The 14030-nt window shown below is 60.3% G+C and carries 16 protein-coding genes; 3 read left to right on the forward strand and 13 right to left on the reverse strand.

All coding sequences use genetic code 11. The features are described from left to right. Positions 1–124: 124 nt before the first annotated feature. From lon to KYT87_RS16830, 5 genes are all read right to left on the reverse strand, one after another. Positions 125–2575, reverse strand: coding sequence for an endopeptidase La (gene lon, locus KYT87_RS16810; RefSeq protein WP_046805798.1), 2451 nt, complete (start codon positions 2573–2575; stop codon positions 125–127). Positions 2576–2784: 209 nt separating this feature from the next. Then, positions 2785–4083: an ATP-dependent Clp protease ATP-binding subunit ClpX gene (gene clpX / locus KYT87_RS16815; protein ID WP_046805799.1), complete on the reverse strand. Its 1299-nt coding sequence runs from the start codon at positions 4081–4083 to the stop codon at positions 2785–2787. Between the two features lie 101 nt (positions 4084–4184). Next, entirely contained in the window at positions 4185–4838 is a 654-nt protein-coding gene (gene clpP, locus KYT87_RS16820; protein ID WP_006220183.1) for an ATP-dependent Clp endopeptidase proteolytic subunit ClpP, read from the reverse strand. Positions 4839–4842: 4 nt separating this feature from the next. Beyond that, on the reverse strand, positions 4843–6153 hold the full coding sequence (gene tig, locus KYT87_RS16825; RefSeq protein ID WP_046805800.1) for a trigger factor: 1311 nt from the start codon (positions 6151–6153) through the stop codon (positions 4843–4845). Between the two features lie 164 nt (positions 6154–6317). Then, complete coding sequence (locus tag KYT87_RS16830; RefSeq protein ID WP_006220185.1) at positions 6318–7073, reverse strand: M48 family metalloprotease; 756 nt, start codon at positions 7071–7073, stop codon at positions 6318–6320. A 263-nt stretch (positions 7074–7336) separates the two neighbouring features. On the opposite strand from KYT87_RS16830, the gene KYT87_RS16835 reads away from it, so the two are divergent. Then, the gene (locus KYT87_RS16835; RefSeq protein ID WP_046805801.1) at positions 7337–7882 is read left to right on the forward strand and encodes a TIGR00645 family protein; all 546 of its coding nucleotides are present in this window, start codon (positions 7337–7339) and stop codon (positions 7880–7882) included. Between the two features lie 146 nt (positions 7883–8028). On the opposite strand, the gene KYT87_RS16840 is transcribed toward KYT87_RS16835, so the two are convergent. The 5 genes from KYT87_RS16840 to KYT87_RS16860 form a co-directional block, all read right to left on the reverse strand. Continuing rightward, a complete protein-coding gene (locus KYT87_RS16840) occupies positions 8029–8235 on the reverse strand; it encodes a cold-shock protein (RefSeq protein ID WP_006225311.1) in 207 nt (68 codons plus the stop codon). A gap of 303 nt (positions 8236–8538) precedes the next feature. After that, positions 8539–9102: a DUF924 family protein gene (locus KYT87_RS16845; RefSeq protein WP_104145014.1), complete on the reverse strand. Its 564-nt coding sequence runs from the start codon at positions 9100–9102 to the stop codon at positions 8539–8541. Positions 9103–9233: 131 nt separating this feature from the next. Next, a complete protein-coding gene (locus tag KYT87_RS16850; protein ID WP_006220190.1) occupies positions 9234–9437 on the reverse strand; it encodes a cold-shock protein in 204 nt (67 codons plus the stop codon). Between the two features lie 370 nt (positions 9438–9807). After that, on the reverse strand, positions 9808–10128 hold the full coding sequence (locus KYT87_RS16855; RefSeq protein WP_046805804.1) for a hypothetical protein: 321 nt from the start codon (positions 10126–10128) through the stop codon (positions 9808–9810). A 95-nt stretch (positions 10129–10223) separates the two neighbouring features. Then, positions 10224–10622 (reverse strand): hypothetical protein, encoded by a 399-nt coding sequence (locus KYT87_RS16860; RefSeq protein ID WP_046805805.1) that lies wholly within the window; start codon positions 10620–10622, stop codon positions 10224–10226. A gap of 124 nt (positions 10623–10746) precedes the next feature. Here KYT87_RS16860 and KYT87_RS16865 point away from each other — a divergent pair, with 124 nt between their 5' ends. After that, a complete protein-coding gene (locus KYT87_RS16865; RefSeq protein WP_046805836.1) occupies positions 10747–11049 on the forward strand; it encodes a DUF2513 domain-containing protein in 303 nt (100 codons plus the stop codon). Positions 11050–11071: 22 nt separating this feature from the next. On the opposite strand, the gene KYT87_RS16870 is transcribed toward KYT87_RS16865, so the two are convergent. Then, complete coding sequence (locus KYT87_RS16870) at positions 11072–11344, reverse strand: hypothetical protein (protein ID WP_046805806.1); 273 nt, start codon at positions 11342–11344, stop codon at positions 11072–11074. A gap of 64 nt (positions 11345–11408) precedes the next feature. Then, positions 11409–12563: a DSD1 family PLP-dependent enzyme gene (locus KYT87_RS16875; protein WP_219990412.1), complete on the reverse strand. Its 1155-nt coding sequence runs from the start codon at positions 12561–12563 to the stop codon at positions 11409–11411. Positions 12564–12684: 121 nt separating this feature from the next. Here KYT87_RS16875 and KYT87_RS16880 point away from each other — a divergent pair, with 121 nt between their 5' ends. After that, complete coding sequence (locus tag KYT87_RS16880) at positions 12685–13596, forward strand: LysR family transcriptional regulator (protein ID WP_104145011.1); 912 nt, start codon at positions 12685–12687, stop codon at positions 13594–13596. Between the two features lie 12 nt (positions 13597–13608). Here the strand turns inward: KYT87_RS16880 and KYT87_RS16885 are convergent, their stop codons facing one another. After that, positions 13609–14007 (reverse strand): RidA family protein, encoded by a 399-nt coding sequence (locus KYT87_RS16885; protein ID WP_104145010.1) that lies wholly within the window; start codon positions 14005–14007, stop codon positions 13609–13611. Positions 14008–14030: the final 23 nt, after the last annotated feature.

Genomic DNA, 14030 nt, shown 5'->3' on the forward strand with positions numbered 1-14030 from the left:
CGCCCGGCAACGGCCATAACCAAAGTTACCGCGAAGGCCAAAATGATGGCCATAAAAAAACCCCGCCACGTGGCGGGGTTTTTGTTGGGCGCCCATACTTCGGGCGCCCGGCCATACCAGCTGATCAGTGCTTCAGAACCGGGTCCGTCGAGCCGGGCTCGGCAGGCTTGGTCACCAGCGCGTCTTTGACGGCTTCTTCCTCGGCCAGAGGCTCCGGCAGACGCTCCAACGCTAATTCCAGCACCTTGTCGATCCAGCGGACCGGCACGATCTCAAGTTGGTTCTTGACGTTATCCGGGATCTCCGCCAAGTCCTTGACGTTTTCCTCGGGAATCAAGACCGTCTTGATACCGCCACGGTGGGCCGCCAGCAGCTTTTCCTTCAGGCCGCCGATAGGCAGCACTTCGCCGCGCAGCGTGATCTCACCGGTCATGGCAACATTGGCGCGCACCGGAATGCGCGACAACGCCGAAACCATGGCCGTGGTGATCGCGATACCCGCGGACGGGCCGTCCTTGGGCGTCGCACCTTCCGGCACGTGGACGTGCATGTCGTGCTTCTCGAAGACGCTGTCGGCAAAGCCCAGGCGACGAGCGCGGGACCGCACCACCGTGCGAGCCGCTTCCACCGATTCCTTCATCACGTCGCCAAGCGAACCCGTACGCTGGATCACGCCCTTACCCGGCATGTCCGCCACTTCGATTGTCAGCAGATCGCCACCGACCTCGGTCCAGGCCAGACCGGTCACCTGACCAATCTGGTTTTCCTTCTCGGCCATGCCGAAGGTATAGCGGCGCACGCCCAGGTAGTCGCTCAGGTTGTCGCCCGTGACGTTGACCGGCTTGACCTCGATGGTCTTGCCTTCCGCCTTGGCACGATCATTCTGGGTCAGCAACTGCTTGATGACCTTGCGGCAGATCTTGCCCACTTCGCGTTCAAGGGCGCGCACACCGGCTTCCCGGGTGTAATAGCGAACGATATCGCGCAGCGCACTGTCATCGACCGTCAGTTCGTTGTCCTTCACGCCGTTGTTCTGCATCAGCTTGGGCAGCAGATGGTCGCGAGCGATATGGATCTTTTCCTCTTCCGTGTAACCGGACAGGCGGATCACTTCCATACGGTCCAACAGAGCCGGCGGGATGTTCAGCGTGTTGCTGGTGGCCACGAACATGACGTCGGACAAATCGAAGTCGACTTCGATGTAGTGGTCCTGGAACGTGTGGTTTTGTTCCGGGTCCAGCACTTCAAGCAACGCCGAAGAAGGATCGCCGCGGAAGTCCATGCCCAGCTTGTCGATTTCATCAAGCAGGAACAAGGGATTGCGCACGCCGACCTTCGACATGTTCTGCACGATCTTGCCGGGCATCGAACCGATGTAAGTACGGCGATGGCCTCGGATCTCGGCCTCGTCACGCACGCCGCCCAGCGCCATACGCACGAACTTGCGGTTCGTGGCCTTGGCAATGGACTGGCCCAGCGAGGTCTTGCCGACGCCCGGGGGGCCGACCAGGCACAGGATCGGTGCCTTGACCTTGTCTACGCGCTGTTGCACGGCAAGATATTCGAGAATGCGTTCCTTGACCTTTTCCAGACCGTAATGGTCGTTGTCCAGCACCGTCTCGGCGTTGGCGATCGAGTTGTTGATCTTGCTCTTCTTCCTCCAGGGGAGGTTGATGAGCGTATCGATGTAGTTGCGCACCACGGTGGCTTCGGCCGACATGGGCGACATGAGCTTGAGCTTCTTGAGCTCGGCATCGGCCTTTTTACGCGCCTCTTTGGGCATGTGGGCAGCGATGATCTTCTTTTCAAGCTCTTCGATGTCCGCGCCCTCTTCCCCCTCGCCCAACTCCTTCTGAATGGCTTTGACCTGCTCATTCAAGTAGTAGTCGCGCTGGCTCTTTTCCATCTGCTTCTTCACGCGGCCGCGAATCCGCTTTTCGACCTGAAGAATGTCGATTTCGGTTTCCAGCTGGGTAAGCAGACCTTCAAGGCGCTCGGACGTGCCGACGATCTCGAGCATTTTTTGCTTCTGCTCGAGCTTCAGCGGAAGATGCGCGGCGATCGTGTCAGCCAGGCGACCCGCATCGTCGATGCCGGCCAACGAGGTCAGGATCTCCGGAGGGATCTTCTTGTTGAGCTTTACGTACTGTTCGAACTGGGCAACGATCGCGCGGCGCAGGGCCTCGGTTTCGGAGCCCTGCATGGCGTCCGGCTCGATCGGCGTCACCTGGCAGGTGAAATGCGAATCGGCATCTTCGATGCTGTTGATGCGGGCACGCTGAGTGCCTTCGACCAGAACCTTAACGGTGCCGTCGGGCAATTTGAGCATCTGGAGGATGCCGGCAACGCAGCCGATCTCGTAGACGTCTTCGGGGGTGGGATCATCCTTGCCGGCGGATTTTTGGGCCACCAGCATGATGCTTTTGCCCGCTTCCATCGCAACCTCGAGCGCGCGAATAGAGCGCGGACGGCCGACGAACAGCGGGATGACCATGTGCGGAAACACCACGACGTCGCGAAGTGGGAGCAAAGGCAGGTCGATCGGGTCGGAAGGCAGGGTCTGGCTGGCAGACATAGGAGGTTCCTCGGTATGACTCGGCGTATCGGGGACGGGGAGCCTGGGAGAGAGTACCCGGGCTATCCGCGTCAGTTACGTCTGTTATGGGAACAATAGCCGAAAATTCAAGATCCCGGCTGCCGGATAGGCAAAAGGCAAAAAAAAATGCCCCGGAGGGCACTCCTACGGCAAAAAAACCCGTTACAGGAACGGGCTTTTTTGAAATATCAGGCTGCAGCGTCGCGGACTTCTCCACGCTCCGGCTTGTCGGATTCGCCGGCTTCGTCCGCATAGATAAGCAAGGGCTTGCCCTCGCCTTCGATTGCGTTCTCGTCGACGACCACACGCTTTACGTTGCCCTGCGAAGGCAACTCATACATGGTGTCCAACAGCGTTTGTTCGATGATCGAACGCAAGCCCCGGGCACCCGTCTTACGCTTGAGCGCCTTGCGGGCGATCGCCTTCAACGCTGCGGGACGCAGGTCCAGCTCGGCGCCTTCCATGGCGAACAGCTTCTGGAATTGCTTGAGCAAAGCGTTTTTTGGCTCGGTAAGGATCTGAACCAATGCCGCTTCGTCCAGCTCGTCCAGCGTGGCGACCACGGGCAGACGACCCACCAGTTCCGGGATCAAGCCGAACTTGATCAGATCTTCGGGTTCGACTTCCGAGAACAGCTCGCCTACACCGCGTTCGGATTTGGCACGCACCGAGGCCGAGAACCCGATGCCGGACTTTTCGGTACGGTCACGGATGACCTTTTCCAGTCCGTCGAAGGCGCCGCCCACGATGAACAGGATGTTGGTCGTGTCCACTTGCACGAAGTCCTGATTCGGATGCTTGCGTCCGCCTTGCGGGGGCACCGAGGCAACCGTACCTTCGATCAGCTTGAGCAGCGCCTGCTGCACGCCTTCGCCGGAAACGTCGCGCGTAATGGACGGGTTGTCCGACTTGCGGGAAATCTTATCGATTTCGTCGATGTAGATAATGGCGCGTTGCGCTTTCTCGACTTCGTAGTTGCAGTTTTGCAGCAACTTCTGAATGATGTTCTCGACGTCTTCGCCGACGTAGCCGGCTTCGGTCAGCGTCGTGGCGTCAGCCATGACGAAAGGCACATTCAGCATGCGCGCCAAGGTCTGCGCCAACAGCGTCTTGCCCGAGCCCGTGGGTCCGATCAGCATGATGTTGCTCTTGGAGAGCTCGACTTCGTCACCCTTGATCTCGCCGTGACGAATGCGCTTGTAATGGTTGTAAACCGCCACGGCCAGCATGCGCTTGGGCGAGTTCTGCCCAATGACGTACTGGTCGAGGAAGGTCTTGATTTCGGCCGGAGTGGGCAGCTCGGAACGAATCGCCGCGCGCGCGGTCGCTTGCGCTTCCTCGCGGATGATGTCGTTGCACAGATCTATGCATTCATCACAGATGAACACCGACGGACCCGCGATCAGCTTGCGGACTTCATGCTGGCTTTTATTGCAAAACGAGCAATGCAGCACTTTTGCGTCTGCCGATCCCTTTTTTTCAGGCATATTTGTTTCGTATCTCAGGTAAAGATGCGCCAGACCGATAACGGGTCCAGCGCATGCGCTTACTCAAACTTGGTGGCAGCGGGTTCGGATCAACCTGGAAGTCAGCCTTCCGAGCGGGAGCTCATCACCTTGTCCACCAATCCATACGATACCGCATCTTCGGCGGACATGAAGTTGTCACGTTCCGTGTCCAGGCCGATTCGCTCCATCGACTGGCCGGTGTTGTCGGCCAGGATCCGGTTAAGACGTTCGCGCAGGTCCAGGATCTCGCGAGCCTGGATCTGGATGTCGGACGCTTGGCCCTGGGCGCCGCCCGACGGCTGGTGGATCATGATCCGGGAGTTGGGCAGCGTGAAACGCTTGCCCTTCTTGCCAGCCGCCAGCAGGAACGCGCCCATGCTGGCCGCCAGGCCGGTGCACAGGGTCGATACGTCCGGCTTGATGAACTGCATGGTGTCAAAAATGGCCATTCCCGCATACACCGACCCGCCAGGCGAGTTGATGTACAGGGAAATGTCCTTGTCAGGATTCTCCGATTCCAGGAACAGCAACTGCGCCACAACCAGGTTGGCCGTTGCGTCATTGACCGGACCCACCAGGAAAATGAGCCGTTCGCGGAGCAGACGCGAATAGATGTCGTAGGCGCGCTCGCCGCGCCCCGACTGCTCGATAACCATGGGAATGTAGCCCAGGCCGGTGGGGGTCACCGAAGACCCGCCATTCATTGCCGCATAGAAATCGGTGAATCTCTGCATAGTGTTACGCCATCCCCATCAACTGATCGAAAGGCACCTTTTCTTCGGTGACCTTAGCTTTTTCCAGAACGTGCGCGACGACATTGTCTTCCAGCACGATAGCCTCGATTTCAGCACGACGCTGGCGGTCAGCCAGGTAATAGCTGACAACCTGAGCGGGTTGTTCGTAGTTTTCCGCGAATTCTTCAATGCGCGCACGAACTTGCTCGGGCTTGGCTTGCAACTGGGCTTGCTTGACCAGTTCCGACACCAGCAGGCCCAGGCGGACACGGCGTTCGGATTCGGTCGAGAAAGCTTCAGCCGGGATCGGCACGGACTCGGCGTTGGGGATGCCACGCTGCTTGAGCTCTTCGCGGGCAGCTGCGACACGGCCTTGAACGTCGTTGTCGACCAGCGCCTTCGGCACGTCGAACTTGCCGGCTTCGACCAAGGCGTCCATGACGCTGGACTTGGTGCGGCCAGCCGAACGGACCTTGACTTCGCGCTCGATGTTGCTGCGGATGTCGGCCTTCAGCTTTTCGACGTCGCCTTCGGCTTGGCCGAGGGACTTGGCGAATTCGCTGTTCAGTTCGGGCAGAACGCCTTCAGCCACTTCCTTGACGGTAATGGTGAATTCGGCGGTCTTGCCGGCGACTTCCACGCCTTGGTAGTCATCCGGGAACTTCAGTTCGAAGACCTTGGTTTCGCCAGCCTTCAGGCCGCGAGCGGCTTCTTCGAATTCCGGCAGCATGCGGCCTTGGCCGAGCACGAACGGGAAGTCTTCGGCCTTGCCGCCTTCGAACGGCACGCCGTCGATGGTGCCGGCGAAGTCCAGCGTGACGCGGTCGCCATCTTGCGCGGCGCGGCCTTCACGGGCTTCGAACGTGGCGCGCTGCTTGCGCAGAACGTCCAGGGTTTGTTGAACTTCGGCGTCGGTGACGGCGGTTTCGTAGCGCGTGACAGCCAGCGCCGACAGATCCGGCACGGCAACTTCAGGGTAGACCTCGAACGTGGCGGTGAACGCCAGCGTGTCGTCGGTAACGCCTTCAGTCTTGGGTTCGAGGTTCGGGGCGCCAGCGACGCGCAGCTTGGCGCCGTCGATGGCTTGTTCGAAGGCACGGCCAACTTGGCTATTGATCACGTCGTAGCGAATGCTGGGGCCATGGCTACGCTCGAGCATGGCGAGCGGAGCTTTACCCGGGCGGAAGCCGGGGACCTTGGCGGTGCGAGCCACGCGCTTTAATTGCGCCTGGACTTCCTTTTCGACGTCGGCCACCGAGACGGCCAGATCAACACGGCGCTCCAGGCCGGAGAGGGTTTCAACCACAGGCTGCATTAAAAGACCTATTTTCCGAGAGATGAGATTACGGGCGGATAAACGCGCCATTTTACCGGAAACTTCCGGAACCCTGACGCAAAGGGGCGCGAGCCCCGGAATTGCCCGGATACTCGCGCCCCGTTTTCCGCCCGAAAAGGGAGGGCGAACGTCGCTTTGACGCCTTATTTGGCCTTGGCGATGCGGTCTTCGATGTGTTGAGCGCGCTTGGCCGAGGACGGGTGCGAGCTCATCATATCGCTCTTGCCGCCATCAAGCTCGGCAAGCTTCTGGAAAGCCGTGACCAAGCCCCGCGTATTGAGCTTCTTGGCCTGCAACTGATCGAACGAATAGTCGTCCGCGGCGCTTTCCTGCGATTGCGAGAACTGCGCGTTGATGAACTTTTCGGTCAGGTCACCCAGTTGCGACGAATTCAGAGCTGCGACCGTGGCGCCACCCGCGGCACCGGCGGCATCGCGCGCGGCGGACACGGTGTAGGCAGTTTGCATGGCCTTCTTGCTATGGCCCAGCGCAACGTGGCCGATTTCGTGGCCGACCACGCCCATGACTTCGTCGTCCGTCATCATGTCCATCAAGCCGCTATAGACGCGGATGCAGCCGTTGGCCATGGCCCAGGCATTGACGTCCTTGGTGATGTAGACCTTGTAGTTGGCCTTTTGACCATTGACAGTGCCGCCCAGCGCCTTGGCGATCTTTTGCAGACGCGCATCGTACTTGCTGCCCGGCGCGGCAATCTTTTCTTGGGAATCGCTTTGCGCGCACGCCTTGTCCGACAAGGTCTTGATTTCGGCGTCGCTCAAGGTGGCAGCTTGCACAACCTTGCTGCCAGCGCCCACCAGGCCGCCGATGTCGAAGGCATGCGACGCGGAATAAGGGGCAAGCGCGACGGTCAACGCGGCAACGGTGTAGCGGATCTTCATGGGAACAAACTCCTCTTGACTGACTCTATGCGAGCGAGGCGGCAATTCTATATATGCCGAAAGCGCTCCAAGCGTTTCGCCACACAGTTTCGCAAATGGCAGTTTCGCTTACATAAAAGTCGGGCAAACCCTGTGTGGAAGTGCTAGCGGGCCGTGACGACATGACGCGGCTTTGTCATAAAAATCTGCTGCCGGCGTCGTCTTGGCGTTGTTAGAATTGCCGCCGCGCTTTTATCGCAAACAACAAATGGCTCGCACCCAACATGATTGAACCCTCCCCTCCCCGCCTGGGCCTATTGCCCAGTTTGATCTTCAGTTCGCGCTGGCTGCAATTGCCGCTGTACCTTGGGCTGATCGTGGCGCAAGGCGTCTACGTCATGCTGTTCCTGAAAGAGCTATGGCACCTACTGACCCACGCCAACAGCTTTGGCGAAATGGAAATCATGCTGCTGGTGTTGGGCTTGATCGACGTGGTCATGATCTCGAACCTGCTTGTCATGGTGATCGTCGGCGGATACGAAACCTTCGTGTCACGACTGCGCTTGCAGAACCATCCGGATCAACCGGAATGGCTAAGCCACGTGAACGCCAGCGTGCTGAAGGTGAAACTGGCGATGGCGATCATCGGCATCTCGTCCATCCACTTGCTGCGCACGTTCATCGAAGCCGGCACGATTGGCACGCCGAACGCGCGTTTCACCGAAGCGGGCGTCATGTGGCAAACAATCATCCACGCGTTGTTCATACTGTCCGCATTGGGTATCGCGCTGGTCGACAAGCTGTCGACTCCGGCCGTGCATAAGCACTAAGGCACTAAGGCACTAAGACAGCAAGGCATTAAGACGCGCGCGCCAACGCGTTGCGTTTGTCGTAAAAAAAAGCCTCCACACATTGCGTGTGGGGGCTTTTTTATGGGCCGAACACCGGGCGCACCCGGGGCGCTACCCGCAAAGCGTCAGGCCGCGACCTTGATGTTTTTGGCGCTGGGACCCTTGGGACCGGTACCAACCTCGAAGGTGACGCGCTGGTTTTCCTGCAGGGACTTATAGCCTTCGCTGCGGATTTCGGAGTAATGGGCGAAAAGGTCTTTGCTGCCGTCGTCGGGCATGATGAAGCCGTAACCCTTTTCGGCGTTGAACCACTTAACGATGCCGGTTGCCATGGATTGTCCTTGAACCTAAAAGATGCGATTTCTCGCGGGGCGCCAGATCATCAAGGATGGGAGAGGAAGCAACCGCAGCACCACTGACGGCGACAAGTTGACGCAGACCGCGTCGCTTGAAAATCTCGCTGAACTCAGTGTATTGGTGAACCCGGAAAAACGTCAAATATGCGAATGGTCGACGCACGCGCGAAGCTTGTCGGCAGGCGCGGCCCATATAACGACGAATATTTTCACATTGGTATGAAAAGATACATGCCGATACCCACTGACTTCGCGTCAGCGCATGGGGTGCAAGCTCGGTCAGCCGGCAAATCCGCCGGCAGCCAGGAACTCATGTTCGGCCTGAGTGGTCTGTCGCCCCAACACGGCATTGCGATGCGGGAAGCGACCAAAGCGCTTGATGATGTCCCGATGCAAGATGGCCCAGCGCAGCGTATCCGGCTCCAGCGGCTCCATCAGCGCAACCCCACGGTTTTGCATGACCAGGCTTTCCGAATGCTCGAACGGCATGTAGAAGAACTGCCGCATCACCGGCTGCACCGCCAGATCGTGCCCTGCCGCGATAGCCCGTTCGGCGAAATACTGCGCCAATGGGTCGGTGGCGAACATATGCGCCGTGCCGCGATACGCGTTGCGAGGAAACTGATCCAGCAAAATCATCAGGGCCAGCGCGCCATCAGCATCTTCTTGCCAGGCGTCTAGCTGCCGCGATGCGGCTGCCCAATGCGCCGTTTCGAAGCGCTGCCGGAACTCGGCGTCGAACGCATCGCTTTTGCGATACCACTGCTGCGGCCCTGCATCGGCCCAGAAGGCCACGACGTCGGTCGCTTGCGTGGTTAGGGCCATTGGCGAAGAAGCAGTCATGGAAGCCGTCCTGAAGGCATTGAAGCGGTACAGGCTAGCGCGGCGCTGTGGCCGTGCTGGCAGGTGCAGAATAGCGCGCCGCAAAAACAAAAAAAGCCCCCGAAGGGGCTTTTTTGCGAAAACTCAGACCTTTACAGGACCTGAATCTTCGTGGCTTGCGGGCCCTTGGGGCCATTGGCCGTCACAAAGCTGACGCGCTGGTTCTCTTCCAGAGACTTGAAGCCAGAACCCTGGATTTCGGAGAAGTGAGCGAACAGATCCTTACCACCCGCTTCCGGGGTGATGAAGCCATAGCCTTTTTCCGAATTGAACCACTTAACGACGCCGGTTTCCATACTGTATTTCCTAGAGATAATGGGCAAATGCCCGGAGGTCACGAATCAATCAAGGAGGGGACAGTAGAACAATAACGCTGAGCCGGAAAAGGCACGGCACTGAACGAAAATCGCAACGCTTGTGATCGTGTGCCGACACTATCGTTATGTTCCCCTCACAAGTCAACATAATCCTAAAAAATACGTGCCAATAATGCAACAAAGAGAAACTGCGTTGAAAATTTGCACGTTTTCATAGGCAAAACTTGTCCCTGCATAGGTGTAAACACCCATACAACATAAAAAAACAATCGGGGCTTATATAAATGCTGTCTTAACGCATACGTCTTTCATACGTCATTCGGATCAGCACTTTGGTTTGCCGTCAGGCTTACTGGTCGATAGGTAAACCCAACAGATCGAGAGCCGCGCCAAAAGCATCGGATCCCGAGCAAAGGAAAACCGCCACGTCGCCGGGATTCATATTTTCCAGGACCTGGTCGATTTGTTCTTGCGCATTATCAACATTGTCGACATTTGAAGCGTGTATATCCGCTCCGGCCTCGACTTTTTCGATGGGGACGATGTCAGCGATCGCATTGAGATCGGTTACGCCCACCACCACGTAGACGCTGATGGGCTCGCCATCCAGCGTCGTGAGCAGCTCGACGCCGCCCTCTACGTCGGCAAGGTGCCGACTTACTATTTCCATGTTCACTCTTCCTTGATCAGCGGGCTGGGCCCGCTTGGACGCACGCACCGTGAAGGTGCAATCTCACGCCCAGGCGCGACTATAACAGCCTTCGCCTAATGTTTTTTGACATTTGGGCCCAGCGACTGGCGAGCGGCCCCAGACGTGGCCGCTACGCTACGGCAGCGCACCCCTGCATCGGTCAGCACGCGGATCAGCGGCTTCTGGGCGGCCAGGAACGCACCCTTGTCATCGCCGGTGAGCTTGCAGATGAACATCTGCGCCTGCAGCTGCGTGCGGCGCGCCCTGCGGTTGTCGGCTTCCTGGGCCAGCCATTCGCCGATCCAGGCGGCGGCGGCATCGGCGTCGCCTTGTTGCTTGACGTGGCCAAGCAGGTCGAAAATCGTCACGCCTTCGATGCGCTCGTCTTCGCCACGCGTCAGGTAAAGCTTGGCGGCCTGGCCCGAATAACCGGGGATCACCGCAAGGCAATCGCGTTCAGCGGGTTTCTTCATAAAGTTCTGTAGGTAAGTGTCGGTTGTCGAGAACCATCGACTGTAACCCGGCCTTGCGCACCGTCGCATTCACGCCACGGAACTCTGCTATCGTCAGCCTACTATTTTTCTTACGGTGAACATCATGCAACGCGATTTCGACTTGGTCGTCACGATTCTTGGCGCCCTGCGCGACGCGCCCGGCCCCAACCTGAGCACGCACGACATCAAGAACGCCGCTTTGGCGCCGCACCCCGAAGAACAGGGCTTGCAGGTCATTGCGCATCATCTGGACCTGTTGGCCGATGCCGGCCTGGTCAAGCAAGTGAGCGAAACCGCCGCCAATGCCGGTGCCGCGCGCTGGCGTATCACCTGGAAGGGATACGACGCGCTGGAGCAGGATGAGGACGACGAGGACGACGCCGAGGAATTCGACGCCGAAGAGTGATGTAAACGCTACAGATAAAGGCTCAGCGGCGTTGCAGGATGCGCCGCGTGAGCAAGGATGCCGCGGTGCCGATCACCAGGCTGAACATGAAGGCGGCGATGGACAGCATCGCCGACAAGTCGCCAAAGCCGCCTTGGTGAGATAGCAGCACAACGGCAGCGCAGATGGCCACGGCCAGGGCCAGCACGCCCAGCAGCACTTGCTTGACCGAGCGCAGGCGGCCACAAAGCGAACCGCCGATCAGCGCGGCCGCCACCATCGCGGCCATGGACCAGAACAAATATTCGTACTGCATGCGAACGTCTCCCCCGTAATCGTTGAGGCGTGCGCATTATAGGCGGCCCCTGCGGGGCGCCGATTCACCAGCCGCGAAACCGTTCCCAGTGCGCCACCACGCCAGGCTCGCCCGGTCGGACGACTTCGTAGGCCTCGTGCTGGGCACACGTTGCGCACGCGTGGTTGGGCAGAATGCGCAGCTTGGTACCCAGGGGCACGTCCGGCAGGCGGGCAGTGCTGCCCGCGCGCAATTTGATGATGCCCTGCTCCTGGTTGGTTTCGGCCAACAGCAGATCGGGGTAGACGTTTCCCTTTACGTCGCAGACCACGCCGTACAACTGGTCGACGGCCTGCTTGGCGGTGCCGCGGTCGCGCGACATGGCCATCCACCCGGCGTCAACCAGTATCCAGCCCTTATCCGGCTGGTGTCCGATCACCGTGGTGAGCACCGAGGCGGCGATGTCGTCCATTGAGCAGACCCCCAGGCCCGCCATCACCAAGTCGAAAAACACATACACGCCCGCGCGCACTTCCGTCACGCCGTCCAGGTTGCGGGCGAAATGGGCGGTGGGTGTCGACCCCACACTCACAACCGGGCACGGCAGCCCAGCCGCGCGGATGGCCTGGGCGCAGCCGACCGCAGCGGCGCGCTCTTGCTCGGCCATGTCGGCGATGGCGTCGACGCTGCGGCAGCCATAGGATTCGCCGGCGTGCGTCATGACGCCGCGCAGGCTGTCGGCCGCGTGCAGCACCCGCGCAATGGCCAGCAATTGCTCGGCGTTACCCGGCTGCACCCCTGCCCGGTGGCCGTCGCAATCGATTTCGATCAACGCGGGTATCCCGCCGCCGCTGGTCTGCGCCTGCGCCGCTACCGCGCGCGCCGCGTCCAGGCTGTCGACAACCACCGTCAGGTCCACGCCGCGCTGGCGCAGCGCCAGCACACGCGGCAGCTTGCCCGGCGACACGCCCACCGCGTAGAGCAGATCGGTGACGCCGGCGGCCGCAAATTGCTCTGCTTCCTGCAAGGTCGAAACAGCGGCCGGCCCGTGGGGGCCGCTCATCACCCGGCGCGCCACCTCGATCGACTTGGGCGTTTTCAGGTGTGGGCGCAGTTGCACGCCGTGCTTGGCCATCAGGGTGGCCAGCCGTTGGATATTGCGCGTCATGCGCGTTTCGTCCAGCAGCAGGCATGGGGTTTCAAGGCTGTCGACGGTGGCGGCAAGGGTGGCGGGAGTCATGAGCGGGTCTCGAAAAAGGCGAAGGCAATGCGGAATATTCTGATTTGGTCGGTCCAAGTATGGCGTGACGCAACGCGCACGTGTTTAATGTCAGCTTAATTTTTCATTAAGTCGAAACTGAATGATCACAACGGACGACCTGCGATTTTTCCTGAGTCTCGCGGCGACGCCCTCGCTTGCGCAGGCCGCCCGGGCGCTGGACGTGACGCCCCCGGCCGTTACGCAACGGCTGCATGCACTGGAAAAGCGTCTGGGCGTCCGGCTGGTAAACCGATCCGGCAAAGGCACCGCGCTGACCGACGAAGGCCGTCTATTGGCGTTGCGCGCCGGCCAGATCTGCGGCGAACTCGGCGATCTGGCCGACGAATTGGCCGGCCGCCGGGGTGTGGTGGCGGGGCATTTGCGCGTCGTCGCGCCGCTGGGCTTCGGGCAACGCTACGTTGCTGCGCTGGTGGCGGAATTCCGAAAAACCAGCGGCAACATCACCGCAAGCCTGACGCTGTCCGATGGCCCTCCCCGCTTGGCCACGGACAACTGGGACGTCATGATCCACATCGGAGAGCTGCGCGACTCGACGTTGGTGGCCTACCCCCTCGCGCCTAACCGCCGCATCTTGTGCGCGTCGCCGGCGTACCTGGCCCGCCATGGCGCGCCCGCCAAACCGGAAGACCTGCGCGACCATGACTGCATCGCGCTGCGCGAAAACGACGAAGACGTGACCTTATGGCGATTCAAGCGCGGCCGAGGCCCCGCCGTGGGCGTACGCGTATCGCCGGTGCTGTCCAGCAACACCGGCGCGGCCGCCGTGCAGTGGGCCTTGGCCGGGCACGGCATCGTTGCGCGTTCGGAATGGGACGTGGCGGAACATCTGAAGGCGCGCGCGCTGGTCCCGCTGCTGGCGGGGTGGAGCTTGCCGGATGCCAATGTCGTGGCGCTGGTCAAGTCGCGCCAGGAGCAATCGGCCCGCACCGCCGGTTTCCTGGCGCATCTGCGCGAAGCCTTCGCCTCGACGCCCTGGCGCGACAAGCCCTAGCCAAAGCCCATGTCAATCCAGCATGGCTTCCGCTTCGATCTCCACCAGCCATTCCGGCAGTGACAGCCCGCTGACGATGATCCATGAGGACGGCGGCGGGTCTTTTGGAAAGCGATCGCGCAGCGCCTGGGCGATCACTTCCTGATCCTCTCGCGCGGTCTCGCAGATGTAGATGCGCAGCATGATGACCTGGGCCAGGTTGGCGCCCGCGGCGGCCAGCACACGTTCGATATTGTCCAGTGCCGCCTGGGTTTGTTCTTGCAGCCCGGGGCCAACGGTGCGTTCGTCAATGTCGACACCGACCTGGCCAGACAACAGCATTCTGCGCTGCCCGGTAACGATCACCGCCTGGCTGAAGCCGTACTGGACGGTGTTGAAAACGGTATCGGGATTGACAACGGTTCTGGACATGCGTGCTCCTGTGAACGGCGCGC

It is taken from the genome of Achromobacter sp. ES-001 (assembly GCF_019448355.1).
Taxonomy (GTDB): domain Bacteria; phylum Pseudomonadota; class Gammaproteobacteria; order Burkholderiales; family Burkholderiaceae_B; genus Achromobacter; species Achromobacter spanius_B.

Excerpts from the sequence above, each read along its gene's own strand:
- lon (WP_046805798.1), bottom strand. The coding sequence starts at position 2,575 with ATGTCTGCCAGCCAGACCCTGCCTTCCGACCCGATCGACCTGCCTTTG.
- clpX (WP_046805799.1), bottom strand. The coding sequence starts at position 4,083 with ATGCCTGAAAAAAAGGGATCGGCAGACGCAAAAGTGCTGCATTGCTCG.
- clpP (WP_006220183.1), bottom strand. The coding sequence starts at position 4,838 with ATGCAGAGATTCACCGATTTCTATGCGGCAATGAATGGCGGGTCTTCG.
- tig (WP_046805800.1), bottom strand. The coding sequence starts at position 6,153 with ATGCAGCCTGTGGTTGAAACCCTCTCCGGCCTGGAGCGCCGTGTTGAT.
- KYT87_RS16830 (WP_006220185.1), bottom strand. The coding sequence starts at position 7,073 with ATGAAGATCCGCTACACCGTTGCCGCGTTGACCGTCGCGCTTGCCCCT.
- KYT87_RS16835 (WP_046805801.1), top strand. The coding sequence starts at position 7,337 with ATGATTGAACCCTCCCCTCCCCGCCTGGGCCTATTGCCCAGTTTGATC.
- KYT87_RS16840 (WP_006225311.1), bottom strand. The coding sequence starts at position 8,235 with ATGGCAACCGGCATCGTTAAGTGGTTCAACGCCGAAAAGGGTTACGGC.
- KYT87_RS16845 (WP_104145014.1), bottom strand. The coding sequence starts at position 9,102 with ATGACTGCTTCTTCGCCAATGGCCCTAACCACGCAAGCGACCGACGTC.
- KYT87_RS16850 (WP_006220190.1), bottom strand. The coding sequence starts at position 9,437 with ATGGAAACCGGCGTCGTTAAGTGGTTCAATTCGGAAAAAGGCTATGGC.
- KYT87_RS16855 (WP_046805804.1), bottom strand. The coding sequence starts at position 10,128 with ATGGAAATAGTAAGTCGGCACCTTGCCGACGTAGAGGGCGGCGTCGAG.
- KYT87_RS16860 (WP_046805805.1), bottom strand. The coding sequence starts at position 10,622 with ATGAAGAAACCCGCTGAACGCGATTGCCTTGCGGTGATCCCCGGTTAT.
- KYT87_RS16865 (WP_046805836.1), top strand. The coding sequence starts at position 10,747 with ATGCAACGCGATTTCGACTTGGTCGTCACGATTCTTGGCGCCCTGCGC.
- KYT87_RS16870 (WP_046805806.1), bottom strand. The coding sequence starts at position 11,344 with ATGCAGTACGAATATTTGTTCTGGTCCATGGCCGCGATGGTGGCGGCC.
- KYT87_RS16875 (WP_219990412.1), bottom strand. The coding sequence starts at position 12,563 with ATGACTCCCGCCACCCTTGCCGCCACCGTCGACAGCCTTGAAACCCCA.
- KYT87_RS16880 (WP_104145011.1), top strand. The coding sequence starts at position 12,685 with ATGATCACAACGGACGACCTGCGATTTTTCCTGAGTCTCGCGGCGACG.
- KYT87_RS16885 (WP_104145010.1), bottom strand. The coding sequence starts at position 14,007 with ATGTCCAGAACCGTTGTCAATCCCGATACCGTTTTCAACACCGTCCAG.